This is a genomic window from Paenibacillus sp. FW126-R14 (assembly GCF_058789495.1).
The window spans coordinates 1-16,230 of the sequence record NZ_JBYTBS010000075.1 but is presented as its reverse complement, the minus strand read 5'-3'; the positions used below and the strand labels follow the sequence as shown (position 1 = coordinate 16,230).

The 16,230-nt window shown below is 50.6% G+C and carries 14 protein-coding genes; 9 read left to right on the top strand and 5 right to left on the bottom strand.

The window, feature by feature from the left end:
- Positions 1–16 precede the first annotated feature (16 nt).
- Positions 17–928 carry an HPr(Ser) kinase/phosphatase gene (hprK, locus tag AC3WRW_RS29900; RefSeq protein WP_492549861.1) on the bottom strand — a complete coding sequence of 304 codons (912 nt, stop codon included), beginning with the start codon at positions 926–928 and terminating at the stop codon, positions 17–19.
- 187 nt (positions 929–1,115) lie between these two features.
- On the opposite strand from hprK, the gene AC3WRW_RS29895 reads away from it, so the two are divergent.
- Entirely contained in the window at positions 1,116–1,385 is a 270-nt protein-coding gene (locus tag AC3WRW_RS29895) for a zinc ribbon domain-containing protein (RefSeq protein WP_492549860.1), read from the top strand.
- A gap of 96 nt (positions 1,386–1,481) precedes the next feature.
- On the opposite strand, the gene AC3WRW_RS29890 is transcribed toward AC3WRW_RS29895, so the two are convergent.
- From AC3WRW_RS29890 to AC3WRW_RS29880, 3 genes are all read right to left on the bottom strand, one after another.
- Complete coding sequence (locus AC3WRW_RS29890; RefSeq protein WP_171687307.1) at positions 1,482–1,652, bottom strand: hypothetical protein; 171 nt, start codon at positions 1,650–1,652, stop codon at positions 1,482–1,484.
- A gap of 149 nt (positions 1,653–1,801) precedes the next feature.
- Complete coding sequence (locus AC3WRW_RS29885) at positions 1,802–3,196, bottom strand: DUF4129 domain-containing protein (RefSeq protein WP_492549859.1); 1,395 nt, start codon at positions 3,194–3,196, stop codon at positions 1,802–1,804.
- The gene (locus AC3WRW_RS29880) at positions 3,156–3,785 is read right to left on the bottom strand and encodes a DUF58 domain-containing protein (protein ID WP_492549858.1); all 630 of its coding nucleotides are present in this window, start codon (positions 3,783–3,785) and stop codon (positions 3,156–3,158) included. Before AC3WRW_RS29880 ends, AC3WRW_RS29885 begins: the two co-directional genes overlap by 41 nt.
- On the opposite strand from AC3WRW_RS29880, the gene AC3WRW_RS29875 reads away from it, so the two are divergent.
- Positions 3,784–4,038 carry a hypothetical protein gene (locus AC3WRW_RS29875; protein ID WP_492549857.1) on the top strand — a complete coding sequence of 85 codons (255 nt, stop codon included), beginning with the start codon at positions 3,784–3,786 and terminating at the stop codon, positions 4,036–4,038. The two genes, AC3WRW_RS29880 and AC3WRW_RS29875, sit on opposite strands and share 2 nt — an antisense overlap.
- 274 nt (positions 4,039–4,312) lie before the next feature.
- On the opposite strand, the gene AC3WRW_RS29870 is transcribed toward AC3WRW_RS29875, so the two are convergent.
- On the bottom strand, positions 4,313–5,269 hold the full coding sequence (locus AC3WRW_RS29870) for an AAA family ATPase (RefSeq protein WP_492549856.1): 957 nt from the start codon (positions 5,267–5,269) through the stop codon (positions 4,313–4,315).
- Between the two features lie 233 nt (positions 5,270–5,502).
- Between AC3WRW_RS29870 and AC3WRW_RS29865 the strand changes: the two genes are divergently transcribed.
- The 7 genes from AC3WRW_RS29865 (at position 5,503) to AC3WRW_RS29835 (ending at position 15,689) form a co-directional block, all read left to right on the top strand.
- The gene (locus AC3WRW_RS29865; protein ID WP_492549855.1) at positions 5,503–7,161 is read left to right on the top strand and encodes a response regulator; all 1,659 of its coding nucleotides are present in this window, start codon (positions 5,503–5,505) and stop codon (positions 7,159–7,161) included.
- 80 nt (positions 7,162–7,241) lie between these two features.
- Positions 7,242–8,969 (top strand): cache domain-containing sensor histidine kinase, encoded by a 1,728-nt coding sequence (locus AC3WRW_RS29860; protein ID WP_492549869.1) that lies wholly within the window; start codon positions 7,242–7,244, stop codon positions 8,967–8,969.
- Between the two features lie 12 nt (positions 8,970–8,981).
- Positions 8,982–9,962: a substrate-binding domain-containing protein gene (locus tag AC3WRW_RS29855; protein ID WP_492549854.1), complete on the top strand. Its 981-nt coding sequence runs from the start codon at positions 8,982–8,984 to the stop codon at positions 9,960–9,962.
- 108 nt (positions 9,963–10,070) lie between these two features.
- Positions 10,071–11,159, top strand: a complete 1,089-nt coding sequence (locus AC3WRW_RS29850; protein WP_492549853.1) for a galactose ABC transporter substrate-binding protein — start codon at positions 10,071–10,073, stop codon at positions 11,157–11,159.
- 137 nt (positions 11,160–11,296) lie between these two features.
- Positions 11,297–12,814: a sugar ABC transporter ATP-binding protein gene (locus tag AC3WRW_RS29845; RefSeq protein WP_492549852.1), complete on the top strand. Its 1,518-nt coding sequence runs from the start codon at positions 11,297–11,299 to the stop codon at positions 12,812–12,814.
- 17 nt (positions 12,815–12,831) lie between these two features.
- Entirely contained in the window at positions 12,832–13,863 is a 1,032-nt protein-coding gene (gene mglC / locus AC3WRW_RS29840; RefSeq protein WP_492549851.1) for a galactose/methyl galactoside ABC transporter permease MglC, read from the top strand.
- A 95-nt stretch (positions 13,864–13,958) separates the two neighbouring features.
- On the top strand, positions 13,959–15,689 hold the full coding sequence (locus AC3WRW_RS29835) for a methyl-accepting chemotaxis protein (protein WP_492549850.1): 1,731 nt from the start codon (positions 13,959–13,961) through the stop codon (positions 15,687–15,689).
- Positions 15,690–16,230: the final 541 nt, after the last annotated feature.

Genomic DNA, 16,230 nt, shown 5'->3' with positions numbered 1-16,230 from the left:
TGTTTTGGGGCGGTACTCAGACATCGCTCTGCAGGCGCTGCATGAACTCTTCCGCCGCACTGTATCCTTGCTGGCGCAAATACCAGCTGTTGGCCGCCGCCTCAACAAGACCGGCAACATCCCGTCCAGGCTGGAGTTGGATTTCAATATGGGGAATTTTGATATCCATATAGTCCGTGAAAGAAGGCTCAAGCTCCAAATCGTTGTTGAGCGCATGCTCCTTCCACTGGGTCAGCTCAATATCAAGCACGATCCGCGTTTCATCTTGGAAAGCCTTGCGGCCGTAGAGACGCGATACGTTAATAAGCCCAATGCTGCGAAGCGCGAGGAATTCCTTCGTTTTCCCGTTATGCGTGCCCAGCAGCGTCTCCGGACTGATCTTTTTCAACACCACAATATCATCGGCAACGAGGCGGTGCCCCCGGCGGATCAAGGTGTGGGCGGTTTCGCTTTTGCCAACTCCGGACTTGCCGCGCAGCAGAATGCCGATCCCCGATACGTTGACGCAAACGCCGTGAACCGCAATTTCCTGAGCTAAGGCTTTGCTGAGAAATAAATCAACAAGGTCCTGAAACTTGCTAGTAGTGGCGGGCGTTCGGAGAAGCGGAATACGTTCTTCCTCGCAGTATTTCGTTAAATATTTTAAGCCTTCTTGGTTTCTGGTGACGACGAAACAAGGCGGATGATATTTGACAATATTGCCGATGTGAAGATTTCTTTCATGCTCGCTGAGTTTGTGCAAATAAGTAATCTCTTTCCGCCCTAAGAGCTGCACGTGCTCTTGCGGGAAATATTCGAAATAGCCGACAAACTCGAGCCCGGGGCGATGCGCTTTTGTTTTGGTAATCGGACGGTGCAGTTCCGAGTGTCCGGCAAGTACTTCGAGCGAGAAACGCTGTGCTAAATCTTTGACTGTGACGGGCTTCACAACTTGTCCCTCCTTCATAAAAATGTACACTTGTATAGTTCGCCTGCAAAGAGCCAAATCCTCCTGTGAAAGCGCTTGAATTCAAGCTCATCTGTCATTTGGACGGAAATTGTGTCAAATATTCATTGCTTTTGAAAGCTGCCTTGGTATGATAGGAATATGAAGCTAACGAGGAGGTACGACGAACATGGATGCTGTTTATAAAAACTGCCAAAGCTGCGGAATGCCCTTGGCACGCGATGAACAAGGCGGAGGAACGGAGAAATCGGGCGCGAAGAGCAAGGTTTATTGCAGTCATTGCTACCACAACGGCGAGTTTACACAGCCTGATATGACCGCCGAGCAAATGAAGGAGCTTGTGAAGCAGAAGCTGGTGGAATTCGGCTTTCCCCGGTTTTTGACAGGACTTTTCACACGAAATATACATAAGCTGCAAAGATGGTCGGCGAACAGATAAAGGGCAGCAAGCCAAATGGAAAAAGAAAAAGCCCGATGCAAAAAGCGCATAGAGCAAAGGCCAAATAAATCGTTTCCTATGTTTATGTAAAAGCAGCTATCTGTTGAAGCCGCATTTTTTCGCAAGTGTTGGCCATGTCGAGAGAAACATGTTTTCCCACCGGTCTTCAGGCAATACCATGATCCATCTTGCGATTTGATCCAAGCCCATGTCACATAAAGTTTGAACGACTTCTTCTCTTTCACAGCTAGTTTTTAATGCTAACATCTCAAAACCACCTCATCAAATGTATTCAAACAATTATGCATATGCGGCGGAGAGACGGAATGTGACGATTTTTCATAAAAAAGTAAAAGGGGCCATGCAGTCAGATGCTGTACAGCCTCCTTTTTGGTTTGTCAATTGGGCGAATCCGGCTACTTCAAGCGATTGCGAAGGCTGGGCTCGACTGATTGCAGCACCTGATCCAACAGGGCATCGGAAACTTCGTTTTCGCCGTACCGCACTTGGTTATAGGCCGAAGTAACGACATGAACGGTCTCGGAAGGCAGCTGCTTCCCCTGGCTGAGATCTTTTTCCGTTTCGTTCGGGGTCATCGCTTCTTTATACGTATACCCGCTAAGTGCGGCCCGTTCGATCAATAGCCGGTAAAGAAAGCGGATGCGCTCCCGGTTGTCCGGTAAGAGCGACCATTTCTTCGCATAGCTCCTCTCTTTGTTCCTTCCCTTCTTCATTTGCTTCCACCACAGGCGCGGCAGCCCTTTCCAATCGACAAGCGCTTCTTCTTCATCCAAGAAGCCCTCGGATTCCATGTCTTTCTTGCTGCTGAGAGAACGATTCATCAACCGTCTCAGGAGCGCAGCCGCAGCAGGCACGAGCTTGGATACAATCACATAAATGACCAGGACGATTAAGGAGATGACAACCGCATATACGAAGACGACTTGGATAACGTGCAGCAAGGCGTCCAACCAGCCCGGCTCCTTGCTGTCCGCGGGAGGCAGAAGCGGCGGTGCAGCTGAAGGGCTCGGCTCCGGCGGTGCTTCCGTCGGAGGATCGGACTGCATGAGGCGCAGCAGCCATGCGATGGCCGCACGCAAACCGGCGACGATGCCCTGCCGAATTTGCTGGAAATAGGAAACGATACATATAAGAATAATTAATGCGATTAACCAAATGCGGCTGGAGCGCTTCACAGTCTCCGACAGGGAGGAAGAGGCCGCTCGCTCGTCGCCGGCTAATGTGGCGTATAGCAGGCCGTTGCGATGGAAAGCAAAGAAAAAGATGATCAGCGAGACGAACCCGAGTCCGTTCAACCAGTTCATGTAAGGCTGAAAGCTAGCTTGATGTCCCATAAGCGGAACGCCGACGAAATACACCGAGCCTGCAACGGCAAAGGAGGCTGAGGGGAAGATGGAAAGCCAGCCGTCTTTCGTGCAGCGAATACCGCGGTAAGCAAGCAGCATGCCGATACCTCCACAGACCCAACTGTGCCAATTGTTCCCTTGAAAAAGGCAGGCTGCCGTAAAACCGGCCAATGCGCTTCCCATTAGCTCGTAAATCTTGCGAGACAGCCATTTCGTGCGACCTAAGAAGCTGCCGGCTGCGAAAACCAGCAAGAACTGCAAAACCAGCTGCCAGAGAGGGAGCACTGACAAATATATATGCGCAGCCACCACAAGGGGCGAGAATAGAATGAGTTCGGCTGCAGCGAATAGGAGAGAGAACGCGAAGACTTTGAGATAAGCCGCCTTCTTCTCCTTCTTCTCCTTATCGGCTTGCCGTGCTTTCACCTGAAGCGGCGTTGACATCGGATGGACTCACCTCCCTTTCGTGCAGGCTTAGCAGTCCGTGCTGCAAAGGAACGATAAAGACGGTATGCCCCAAGGCTTCAAGCCGCTGAATACTGTCTTCCATCGCATCGGAAACGAAGGCGGTCAGCAAGACGATGTCCAAGACACTTCCTTCCTGCAGGATGCTCTCATCCAGAAAGTCGCTGCAGGAGCGGGTGCAGGAGATCGCCAGCTTGGCCATCGTTTCGAACAGATACGCCAAATGCGGTTGACCTCCTGCGGGAGAGACGTGCACGGGAGCGCCCGGCTGTCCTACGAGAGCACCGTTGTATCCGAAACCAACCGGAACGCCTTGGCTAATCGCATACTCGGCCAGTGTGGCGGCGTAGGACAAGCCTTTCTCCACGAGCTCGGGATCGCTTACGGCATCCCACATCGTCTGGGTTATTTGGGTGTTGACGATGATGAACAGCCTCGGGTCTGCGGTGAACTCCCGATTGTAGACCTGCAATCGCTGGCTGCGGGCGGTAGCCTTCCAGTGAATGCTGTTCATCGTATCGCCGTAGCGATACTCCCGCACGCCGGACACGAGGAACGGGTCGGGCATGATCCAGCGCTTCACCGTGATGTCCCCTTGCCAGCGGCTCGATAGCAGCGGGATGTCATCCGGGCTCACCAAGCGAGGGTACACGAGGAGCTCCAAATCCAGGCGCTGGCTCATCGTCGCAGCCTGCATGCCGGCAAGATCGCCGATGGTAGCGGAAACGGTTTCAAGCTTATACCAGCCCCGTTTGGCGCAGAGGACCTGGTGGCGCCGTACGATGCGGGTATACGGCATCAGGCTGAACAGACTGCGGTGATTCTGGAAGATTGCGCCGCTGCTTACCGCAAGATTACTCATCTTCGCGAAGTGAAGCCCGGCATGGATCGTGGACTCCAGGCGAAGCCAGGGAATGGGCGTCAGCTTGCGGTTTTGAATCGTTTCGATCATTTCGATGCGATCTCCGGCATGACAGTGCGCTTGATTGAACGTACGTTTAAGCGTGAGACCGCGAAATCCCCAGCGGCTGATAACGGCATGCTGAAGAGCGAACAGCAGGGCGGCGATGAGCAGAATCCAGGAGATGCCCATCGCTACCTCAGCTTCGCTTCCGTCGGCACGGGGGTCGCCGCAAGGATGCCCGCCAGCAGCGACCGCACCTGCAGGTCCTGCTGGCGCGACCGCGTCCGCAGCAGGATGCGGTGCGCCCAGACGGGCGGAGTCAGCGCCTTGATGTCATCCGGCAGCACATAGTCGCGGCCGCGAAGCGCCGCGTATACCTGCGCCGCCTTCATCAAGGCGCGCACGCCGCGCGGCGAGACGCCGAGCGCGGCATCCGCATGCGTGCGCGTAGCTTCCGCGAGCTGCACGAGGTACTGCAGCAGCTCGCCGCTGACGCGCACTTGCGTGAACAAGCGCTGCGCTTCGAGCAGCTCGGCGCGCCCTACGACCGGCAGCAGCTGATCCAGCGGATCTTGCTGCTGGTAGCGCTTTAAAATCTCGACCTGCTCCGCCGCGGACGGGTAGCCGAGCGACAGCTTCATCAGGAAGCGGTCGAGCTGGGCTTCCGGCAGCGGGAATGTCCCCTGATTCTCGACAGGGTTCTGCGTGGCGATGACGAGAAACGGCGCTTCGAGCGAGCGCGTTTCCCCGTCGATGCTCACTTGGCGCTCCTCCATGCTTTCCAGCAAGGAGGATTGGGTGCGCGGCGTTGCGCGGTTAATCTCATCGGCGAGCACGATGTGCGCGAATAACGGTCCTGGGCGAAATTCGAATTCGCCCAGCTTTTGATTGTAAAAGTTAATGCCGCTAACATCCGAAGGCAGCAGGTCGGGCGTGAACTGGATGCGCTTCATCGTGCCGTCCAGGGAGCGGGCGAGCGCTTTAGCCAGCTGCGTTTTTCCGGTGCCCGGCACATCCTCCAGCAGCACATGTCCGGAAGCAATGAGGGCGATGACGAGCAATTCGACCGTATCCTCTTTGCCGATGATGACTTTGCCTACATTTTCTTGGATGAGCGAAGCGATTCGTCCTATTTGTGCGAAATCCAACGGCTGTTCCTCCTCGAATCATTCATGGGATGAAATGATATGTCAATGTGTACATAAGTGCTGTCTACCTTATTTTAACAGAGGCCAGGTAAAGATGACCATTACTTCCTTGTCCTTTAACGATATTAATCCTGTTGTGTATTCCAAAGGCGCTTAGTACAATATGGTTAAAAAAAGGTTGCTAATAACTGCCAATTGGTTGACTTTCCATGCAAACATTTAGGGGGGCGAAAATGTACAAGTTAATTTTAGTCGACGATGAAGAGGATGTGCGGGAAGGGGTTGTCCGCGAAATCAATTGGGAAACGATTGGCTTCGAGGTCATTGAGAAAGCGGAGAACGGCAGAGAAGCGTTGGAAATGGTGGAGAGATTGCAGCCGGACGTGGTCGTAACGGACATTCAGATGCCGTTCATGAATGGGCTTCAGCTGGCTGAAGCCATTCGAGAGCGCTTCCCGACCATTAAGCTCATTATTCTTACGGGACATGATGAGTTTGAGTATGCCCAGAGGGCGATAAAGCTGCATATTGATGAATATGTGTTGAAGCCTTTTTCCGCGCAGGAGCTCATCAATGCCTTGCTGAAGGTGAAGGGGCAGATTCAGGAGGAAGTGGCGCACCGGGAAAATGTTCAGCTGCTGATGGAGCATTACAGGAAGAGCATGCCTGTGCTCAAGGAAAATTTCTTGGCGACGCTCATGAACCGGAAGCTCCCGCGGGAAGAAGTGTACGAGAAGGCGGCAAACTATGGCATCGAGCTGAATGGCCGCAGCTTCGTCGCTGCCGTAATGAGCATCGACGGGGTGCTGATTCCCGAAGAGGAGCTGGACAATCGGGAAGAGCTGTCCAAGTCTGTTTCCTTGAAATATTCGGCGGATCAGGCCTTGAAATATTTCGCCCTGTTAAACATTACGGAAGAGATTGCGGACAGACGCCGTCTTGGTCTTGTTTTTATGCATCAGGATCAAGTGGTCGTCTTGGCGGCCAGGGAAAGCGAAGACAGGGAAACCGCGCTGCAGGAGACGATGAAGGTGCTGGAGGAAGTGCGGCAGAATGTAGAAAAATATTTGAAGTTTACGTTAACGGTCGGCATTGGAACGGTCATGAAGGATGTGACCAAAATCAGCTATTCGTATGAAGACGCTGTGCTGGCGCTGGATTACAGGCTTATTCTTGGCAATAATCGGATCATTTCCATCGATGATGTAGAGACGCGCAGCGGAGAGAAAGTTCGTTTCGACGATGTGAAAGAGCACGCCTTGACGCGCTGCATTAAGGTCGGGACGAATCAGGAGATCCGCGAGACGATGGACGAGCTTTTCCAAGGGATTGAGGGAGCCGTTTCCGTCAAGGATTACCAGATTTATTTGCTCGAAATATTAACCTGTATTTTGAAAGCTGCCAAGGATTCGAATTTGAATGTAGACGAAGTATTCGGCGATAATTTCGTACCTTTTACAGAGATCAATAAGTTTACCTCGCTGGAAGAAGCCAAGCACTGGCTTGCCGAGCTGTGCGCCTCGATGATGAACCATATCGCGACGGACCGCCAATATACCTACAAGAACTTGGTCGAGATGGCCAAAGAATATACGAAGAACCACTATCACGAAGGCGATATCACGATTAATAAAGTGTGCGGCCATTTGCATATCAGCGCGGGATATTTCAGCAGTATTTTTAAGAAAGAGACGAAAATGACCTTTGTAAACTATTTGAACCATATCCGCATGGAAGCGGCGAAGGAGCTGCTGCGCACCACAGATATGAAGGCACTGGAGATTGCTGAGAAGGTAGGCTATGCCGATGCCAACTATTTCAGCTTTTCATTCCGCAAAAATGTCGGCGTTTCACCAAAGGAATATCGCAATAACAGTGCGAAAGGGCAGTAGGGTTAAGGAGCGGGGGGTTAGTTTTGATACGAAAAGCAAGAGCTCTATTCAAGCCTTTGTATGATGTGCTGCTGGACACGATGCGAGTAAAGAGCATTCAGTTTGCCATTACGATCTCTTTTATTTTCATAACGGTGACGGTCATGCTGATCATTTCGCTGGTGCTTTATAATAAATTTTCCCGGACGGCGGAAGAAAGTGCGTTCCTGAACACGCAGCAGATCGTGGAGCAGGTTCAGATCAATTTGGAAAATTATATAAAAGGGATGGCGGATACCTTCGAAGTGGTTGATGCCAAAATTGCCAAAAGCCACGGCGTCCCTTCGGATAAGCTGACCGAGCAGCTGGAAACGATTGCAAGCACGCGCGAGGATATCGTCTCGATTAATTTATTTGCTGCGGACGGCGAATTGGTCACAGGGATTCATCACACGGCCATGCGCAAAAACACCCGGCTGATCGAGCAGTCTTGGTTTAAGTCCGCATTGGAAAATCCGAATCATCTTTCCTTCTCCTTGCCGCATATTCAGAATCTGTTTAAAGATCCGTACCGGTGGGTCGTTTCGATGAGCAAAGGAGTCTCGATTCAAAGAAACGGGAGATGGGAGGACGCGGTTATTCTCGTGGATGTTAATTTTAAGACGCTGGACGGTGTGTTCCGAACGGTTTCTTTGGGCAAAAAAGGCTACGTCTACATCATCGACGACTCTGCCGGCAACATTGTGTATCATCCTCAGCAGCAGCTTATTTATATTGGTTTGAAATATGAAAATGTGGAGCAGGCGCTCAAGTTCTCCTACGGCAAGTATATGGATGTCAGCGAGGGCGAAACCCGGCTTAATGTCGTAAGGACCGTTAATAATATCGGTTGGAAAATCATCGGGGTCTCTTATTTGGATGAGATGATTACGACCCGCAAGGAAATCAATACGTTTATGATATGGCTGCTAGTCATTGTCCTTATTTTTATTCTGCTCATCTCCTCCTTCATGTCAGCCCGCATTTCCAAGCCGATCAAACGGCTGAAGAAGTCGATGGAAATGGTCGAGAAAGGGCATTTCGACACGTACATCCATGTGCGCGGAGCAGATGAAGTGGAGCAGCTTTCGCGCCGCTTCAATCTCATGGTTTCCAGGGTGCGCGAGTTAATGGATCAGAATATCCATGAGCAGGAGACGAAAAGAAAGAACGAGCTGGAGGTACTGCAGTCGCAGATCAATCCGCATTTCTTGTACAACACGCTCAATTCGGTCGTTCGGATGGTTGGGAACGGGAAAAACGAGGAGGTCGTGACGACGATTACCTCCCTGTCCAAGTTTTTTCGGATTTCGCTCAGCAAAGGGAAAAACATTATCCCGATCGAGGATGAGATCGAGCATATCCGAAACTATTTGATTATTCAGAAGATGAGGTATAAGGACAAGTTCGATTACGAGATTGAAGTCTCGGAAGAAGTGCTGCCCTATAGAACGTTGAAGCTGATCCTGCAGCCGTTCGTAGAAAATGCGCTGTATCATGGCATCGAGTATATGGTGGACAAAGGTCATATTCACATCTCCGTGGAGAAAATCCAGGATACGATCTTGCTCCAGGTCCGGGATAATGGTGTGGGCATGTCGGAAGAAATGGTCAAAAGCATTATGATTGGGGCTGTAAAAAGCGATAAGGGATCAGGCGTCGGCCTGCGCAACGTGCACGAGCGAATTCAGCTGTATTTCGGCTCCGAGTATGGGGTTAAGGTAGAAAGCGAGCTTGAAGAAGGAACAGTCGTTAAGATCAGGATTCCGGCCATACTGGAAGAAGAGTAGAAAGGAGCAGCGATGGATAAACCAATGAAACTAGGCTCTCTCGTTCTTGCTGTCTTGGCAGCTGTCGTCTCTATGTCTTCTTGTATGCGGGAAACCGAGACTACGCCAACCGCTCAGAAGAAGCATTTGGAAGTGGTGCTGAGAAGTCAGAACGGGGACTATTGGAAAACGGTTAAAATGGGCGCTGAGGTAGCCGCAAAGGAATTTGATGTCACGTTGGATTTTCGCGCGCCTGACGATGAAGCGGATGTGAAGGGGCAGATTGCCTTAATGGAGCAATCCGTCAAGAGCGGACCTGACGCGATCGTGCTCGCCGCTAACGATTATAAGGAATTGTCGGATGTCGTCGAAACTGCGGCGGAACAAGGCATTCCGGTTGTGACGATCGACTCCGAGGTGGAATCGCGCAAAGCAAAGAGCTTCATTGGCGCCAACAATTACGATGCCGGGCAAATGGCAGGCCAGCAATTGATTAAGCTTGCCGGGACGCAAGGAAATATCGCCATCGTCAGCTTCAGGCAAGGGGAGCGCAACACAGAGCTCCGGGAGCAAGGACTGTTGGATGAAATATCGAAATATCCGGGCATTCAGGTGATTGCCAAAGTGTACAGTCTGACGGACCGGGGAACAGCGGATCAGCTTACACAAGACATCATCGAGAAATATCCGCACTTGGACGGGATCGTTGCGCTGAATGAAATTTCCTCGATTGGTGTGGCCGACGCGATTCAGAGAATGAATCTCCAGGGTAAAGTGAAAATTATCACATTTGACAGTACCTCAGAAGAATTAGAGATGCTGCAGGAAGGCGTCATTCAAGCGACGATCATTCAAAACCCTTTCAGCATCGGCTATTTGGGCGTTAAAAATGCCGTTGAAGCCTCGCATGGCAAAAAGATTCCGGACCGCGTAGCGACCGGAATTAAAGCGATTGACCTCAGCAATATGTTCTGGTCGGACAATCAAAAGCTGCTTTTTCCGTTTATAAAGTGATGAGAATTTCGATAGAAGATGTGAGGATATTGCATTTGTTTCCTGTTACACATGCCTTATATTTAGAAATGTAAATAAACAAAACAACTTTTTAGGGAGGGTCTTACCTTGAAAAAATTGATTACCCTAGCAGTAGCGAGCGCTCTGGTTGCGACAGTATCAGGATGTGGCAGCAAAACGGAAACAGCACCTTCAACTTCTCCGGCGGCAAGCGCTAGCACTGGTGCAGCTGCAACAGCGGCTCCAGCTAAAACAGAAGCCAAAAAACCAACAATCGGTGTAGCGATTTATAAATTCGACGATACGTTCATGTCCGGTGTACGCGCAGCGATTGCTGACGCAGCGAAAGACAAAGCTACGGTGGATATCGTAGACAGCCAAAACTCACAACCGACACAAAATGATAAAGTTGACCTTTTCATCACGAAAAAAGTAAACGCTCTGGCGATCAATGCGGTTGACCGTACAGCGGCCGGCGTTATTATCGACAAAGCGAAAACGGCAAACGTACCGGTTGTCTTCCTGAACCGTGAGCCACTGGCTGACGATATGAAGAAATGGGATAAAGTTTACTACGTAGGCGCGAAAGCTGAGCAATCCGGAACAATGGAAGGCCAATTGCTTGTTGACTACTTCAAGGCTCATCCTGAAGCGGATAAAAACAAAGACGGCAAAATTCAATACGTTATGCTCAAAGGCGAGCCGGGGCACCAAGATGCTGAGCTTCGCACGAAGTTCTCCGTTCAAGCGATCACGGATGCCGGTCTGGGCGTAGAAAAAGTAGCTGAAGATACGGCTATGTGGGATCGTGTAAAAGGACAAGAAAAAATGGCTGCGTTCTTGGCTGCCAACGAGGATAAAATCGAAGCGGTAATTGCTAACAACGACGATATGGCGCTAGGTGCGATCGAAGCGTTGAAAGCTAAAGGCTATTTCAAAGAAGGCGGTAAATTCATGCCGGTCGTTGGCGTAGACGCGACAGCTCCAGCTCTGCAAGCGCTTGGCGATGGAACACTGCTCGGAACAGTTCTGAACGATGCGAAAAACCAAGGTGCGGCAACAACGAACGTAGCGACTGCTCTTGCTAACGGTCTGGTACCAAGCAAAGAAACGACTGGCTATGATGTTACTGACGGTAAATATATCTGGATTTCCTACAAAAAGATTACTAAAGCTAACATGAACGAAGCGAAGTAATCCCAATTGAAGCGGGCAAGAGCAGTTAACCGCTCTTGCCTTCCTTATTTGGAAACCCGTGCAAAGATAAAGAGACAGGCTTCGAATAAATGGCTTCACTTTGTAGGGATTATCGTGAGCTGGTAGGGGGAGTTACCATGACATTACATGAGTATTTACTGGAAATGAATCAAATCTCCAAGGAGTTCCCCGGCGTCAAGGCGCTGGATAACGTTACCCTGAAAGTTCGCCCGGGAAGCGTACACGCGCTGATGGGAGAAAACGGGGCTGGTAAATCGACGTTGATGAAATGCTTGTTCGGCATTTATAAGCCGGATGGCGGAGACATCAAGCTGAACGGTGAAACCGTATCTATTCTTAATTCCAAGGATGCCTTGGCAAACGGCATCTCGATGATTCATCAGGAGCTGCACCCGGTACCGCACCGTAACGTGATGGAGAACATTTGGTTAGGCCGCTTCCCTGAAAGAGGCATCGGACCTTTGAAATTAGTGGATCACAAGAAGATGCGCCAAGATACAGAAAGCTTGTTTAAACAGCTTCAAATGGATATTAATCCGGATACACTTGTCGGAACGTTATCGGTTTCCAAAGTGCAATCCATTGAAATTGCCAAGGCCGTTTCCTTCAATTCGAAAGTCATTGTTATGGATGAGCCGACTTCGTCGTTGACAGGCAATGAAGTTGAGCAGCTGTTTCGCATCATTCGCGACTTGAAAAGTCGTGGCGTCTCGATCATCTATATTTCACATAAAATGGAAGAAATCCTCGAGATTTCGGATGAAGTAACGATTATGCGCGACGGAGCCAAGATTGGAACATGGCCCTCATCCCAATTGACGACCGATATGATCATCTCCAAGATGGTTGGCCGCGATCTCAAAGAACGTTTTCCGGAAAGAAGCAATGTGCCGAATGGCGTATTGATGAGTGTCGAGGGACTGACTTCAGTCATTCCAAGATCTTTCAAAAATGTCTCTTTCGATCTTCGAAAGGGAGAAATTCTTGGCGTAGGCGGTCTGGTTGGCGCGCAGCGGACGGAATTGATCGAAGCCTTGTTCGGATTACGCGGTGTTGCTTCCGGCCAGATTTCGATACATGGCAAGCAGGTTAGGCTCAAATCGCCGATTGATGCCATTCGTCACAAAATTGCGCTGCTTACGGAAGAACGCCGTGTCACAGGGATTTTCCCGGTATTATCCGTGCTGGAGAACACCGTCATTGCGAACTTAAGCCGGTATATGAACCCGTTTGGGTTCATTCAGGAAGCGAAACGCAAAGTCGAAGTTGAGAAAAGCATCGAGATGCTTCGCGTGAAGACGCCGAACATGCATGCGCTGATCAAAAACCTTTCCGGCGGCAACCAGCAGAAAGTGCTGCTCGCCAGATGGCTGCTTACAGAGCCCGATGTGCTCTTGCTGGATGAGCCGACTCGCGGGATTGACGTAGGAGCGAAGTTTGAGATTTATTCGATCATTGCAGACCTTGCGAAACAGGGAAAAAGTATCATCATGATCTCTTCTGAAATGCCCGAGCTTCTTGGGATGTCAGACCGAATCATGGTCATGTGCGAAGGACGCCTTACGGGGATCGTAGAAGGAAATAAAGCAACAGAAGAAGAGATCATGCGCCTTGCTGCACAGCATATGGCATAATGGGGGGCCAAGAAACCATGAGTACAAAAACAGAAACATTGAAATCCAGAGACATTAGTGGGTTCGTGACCAAATACGCAATCTACATCGTGTTGGTCGTGCTCGTTATCGGGATCGCGATTTACGATCCGCGCTTTTTATCCGTCAGTATCCTTCGTGATATTTTGCTGCAATCATCCACGCGCGTCATTATTGCTTTGGGTGCCGCATTCGTCTTGATTACGGGAGGCACCGACCTTTCGACAGGAAGGATCGTCGGTTTGACCGCCGTCATCTCGGCTTCGATGCTGCAAACGCAGGATTACGGCCGCAGATTTTTCCCGGATCTTCCACAGATGCCGCTGCTTGTGCCAATCATTATTGCGATTGCCGCCGGCCTACTGATTGGCCTTATCAATGGGATTATCGTCGCAAAATTGAAGGTCCCGCCATTCATTGCAACGCTCGGTACGATGGTAGCCGTGTACGGCGCCAACTCCTTATACTTCGATATGAAACCGAATCAGTCCCAACCGATCGGCGGATTGCGAGCTGATTTTAGTAAACTGGGCACAGGGTCCATTGGATCGAATGCCACCTACTCCATTCCTTATATTGTTATTATTGCCATTGTAGTTGCCATTCTTGTTTGGATTGTGTTCAACAAAACGAAGCTTGGGAAGTACATGTACGCGATCGGCGGCAACATTCACGCAGCAGTCGTTTCGGGGATTAATGTTAACCGCTACCTAATCTACATTTACTCCATTGCAGGTGCTTTGTACGGATTGGCCGGGGTGCTGGAAGCAGCGAGAACCGGCGGCGCAACGAACAACTACGGAAACATGTACGAGCTTGATGCGATCGCGGCTTGCGTAGTCGGCGGCGTGTCCACCTCGGGCGGTATCGGAACGGTTCCAGGCGTTCTCGCAGGGGTATTGATTTTCAGCGTTATCAACTACGGTTTGACGTTTATCGGCATCAGCCCGTACTGGCAGTTGATTATTAAAGGAGTTATTATCGTCGCTGCCGTAGCTTTCGATATGCGGAAATATATGAATTCCAAATAAGATTAACAAGCTAACAGGCTGTCGCGTAACGGGGCAGCCTGTTATTTTACGAATAGAGGTGTAAGCGTTTGCGTGTTTACGAAGGGGGCGCAGCTATGCAGAAGAAAGGGTCTTCCGGTGGGGAGAAGAGGAAGTTTGCGGTTTCTTTGCGGGGCAAAATTGTAGGGACCTTTATCATTGTTTCTTTACTCGTTGCGGCAACTAGCGGCATGTCTTATACCTATTTGGACAAAGTGGACAGCTCTTACTCGAAGCTTTTGGACGATAATGTAACGATTCTTCGGCATGTTGCGGAGATCAAAGAGAAAACCCAAATGCAGAACAGCATGCTGCTCGGCTATGTGCTGAATCCGGCGAAAGAGAAAGAGAAGCTTTTGACGGAAGTGAACGAGGAGCTTTCGTCAATTATTGCGCAAATGGGGGAGCTTGCTAAGGATGGGGAAGAGCAGAGTGCGATTCAATCCATGGCGGACTCTAATCAAACGTTTATGCGGCTAGTTAAAAAAGTGACGGAATACGCCGACAAGGGGAATGCCGATTTAGCCAAAGCCGAAGCGATGCAGTGGGCGATTCCCACGACAGAAACGTTGACGCAATCTGCGGCTGCCATAGAAACACTGGAAAGAACGGTTCAGGAGGAGGCGACGGTACGCAATCATGTGGTTGTCCAATCGACCGTTCGAACGTTAATTTGGGTTAGTTTGGCCGCTTTCCTATTTGCGCTGGCTATTGGACTCTTGCTTTCTAGAGCGATCGTTACTCCGATACGTTCCATGGTAAGGACGGCCGAGCGAATTGCCGATTGCGATTTAACGACGGGCGATATTGCCGTGAGCAACAGAGACGAGTTAAGAGACTTGGCTATAGCTTTTAATGGCATGAGAACGAATCTGCATAGTTTAATCAGCCAGGTGGGCAGGAGTGCCCAGCACGTTGCCGCTGCCTCGGGTGCGCTCAGCAGCAATGCCGAGCTGGTTAGCGAGTCTTCGGAACGCATTACTTATACGATTCAAGAAATTTCGACGGGAACGGACGCGCAGGTGCGAAGTGTGCATCAAGGCGTTTCCATTATGGAAGAAATGTCAGAGGCGGTTACTCAAATTGCCGGCGCAACGCAGTCGGCCAATCAGCAGTCTTTATTCGCCCAGCAAGCGGCGGGTGCAGGCAACACGGCTGTTGAGACGGCGATCGCGCAAATGAAAGCCATCTATCAGAAAATGAAGGAGCTGGCGGAATCTGTCCAGCGGCTAGGGGAGCGGTCCGAGCAAATCGTTCAGGCGAATGCGATTATTGCCGGTATTGCAAGGCAAACAAATCTGCTTGCCTTGAATGCTTCCATCGAAGCGGCGCGAGCTGGGGCGGCCGGCAAAGGCTTCGCGGTCGTGGCGGGCGAGGTCCGCAAGCTGGCTTTGCAGACGGGAGCCGCCGCTGAAGAAGTTACGCAGCTTGTTTCGGGCATACAGGAGGAAACAAGATCGGTCGTAAGCTCCACCGAAGCTGGAAGCCGGGAGGTGGAGACGGGGTTAGAGGTTGTCGGCGTCGCGCAGACAACGTTCCTGCGCATACGCGATGCGATGGACGATGTCGCACGCCAGATTGCGGAAGTGGCGGTCAGCTCGGCCGCCATCTCCGGGCAAACGCGCACAGCCGTCGATGTGATTCGCGGCATTCATGAAGTCGCTGGGCAAACAGCTTCGGGCGCGCGCAACGTCTCCTCCAACATCGAGGGGCAGTATGCGAGCATGGAGGAGATTGTCTCCTCGGCCTCGGTGCTCAGCAGCATGGCAGGCAATTTGCAGGATTTGATTGCGCGATTCCGTGTGTGAGTGATGCTTAGAAGTAAAAACAGGCCTGAGGATGTGTCCTCGGGCCTGTTTGTGCTGGGCTAAATGTGGCGTTGCTTTGCGGCGTTAAGGATGGGATTTACCCTGTTAATTAGCTGCAACTGATCGCGAATTGAGCGTGTCCAGACCGCTAAACTGGAGATTCCGCCACGAACCGTCTGAGCCCAAACTGCTTAACTGGAGACCCACCGCGAACCGAGCATGCCCAGAGCACTTAACTGGATACTCCGCCACGAACCGCCCGTGCCCTGACCGCTTAACTGGAGATTCCACCGCGAACTGAGTGTGCTCAACCCAATTAACTGGAATTTCTCCTGCTAATTGTCTGAATTTGATGGAATTTTACAAATTAAGGGTAATTTGTCCAGCTAATTAACCGTATTAAGGCTGAATATTTACGTTTTCAATGATTTATAGGGAAAAATTCCAGTTAATTGAATGAATAAAGATGAAGTAAAATAATTTGTGTACCAACATTTGGAGTATAGGCAAACGACAAAAAAGTAGGGTATTCTCGGGATTA

Excerpts from the sequence above, each read along its gene's own strand:
- AC3WRW_RS29855 (WP_492549854.1), top strand. The coding sequence starts at position 8,982 with ATGGATAAACCAATGAAACTAGGCTCTCTCGTTCTTGCTGTCTTGGCA.
- AC3WRW_RS29860 (WP_492549869.1), top strand. The coding sequence starts at position 7,242 with ATGCGAGTAAAGAGCATTCAGTTTGCCATTACGATCTCTTTTATTTTC.
- AC3WRW_RS29835 (WP_492549850.1), top strand. The coding sequence starts at position 13,959 with ATGCAGAAGAAAGGGTCTTCCGGTGGGGAGAAGAGGAAGTTTGCGGTT.
- AC3WRW_RS29890 (WP_171687307.1), bottom strand. The coding sequence starts at position 1,652 with ATGTTAGCATTAAAAACTAGCTGTGAAAGAGAAGAAGTCGTTCAAACT.
- AC3WRW_RS29885 (WP_492549859.1), bottom strand. The coding sequence starts at position 3,196 with ATGTCAACGCCGCTTCAGGTGAAAGCACGGCAAGCCGATAAGGAGAAG.
- AC3WRW_RS29865 (WP_492549855.1), top strand. The coding sequence starts at position 5,503 with ATGTACAAGTTAATTTTAGTCGACGATGAAGAGGATGTGCGGGAAGGG.
- AC3WRW_RS29880 (WP_492549858.1), bottom strand. The coding sequence starts at position 3,785 with ATGCCCGACCCGTTCCTCGTGTCCGGCGTGCGGGAGTATCGCTACGGC.
- AC3WRW_RS29875 (WP_492549857.1), top strand. The coding sequence starts at position 3,784 with ATGATCCAGCGCTTCACCGTGATGTCCCCTTGCCAGCGGCTCGATAGC.
- mglC (WP_492549851.1), top strand. The coding sequence starts at position 12,832 with ATGAGTACAAAAACAGAAACATTGAAATCCAGAGACATTAGTGGGTTC.
- AC3WRW_RS29845 (WP_492549852.1), top strand. The coding sequence starts at position 11,297 with ATGACATTACATGAGTATTTACTGGAAATGAATCAAATCTCCAAGGAG.
- AC3WRW_RS29895 (WP_492549860.1), top strand. The coding sequence starts at position 1,116 with ATGGATGCTGTTTATAAAAACTGCCAAAGCTGCGGAATGCCCTTGGCA.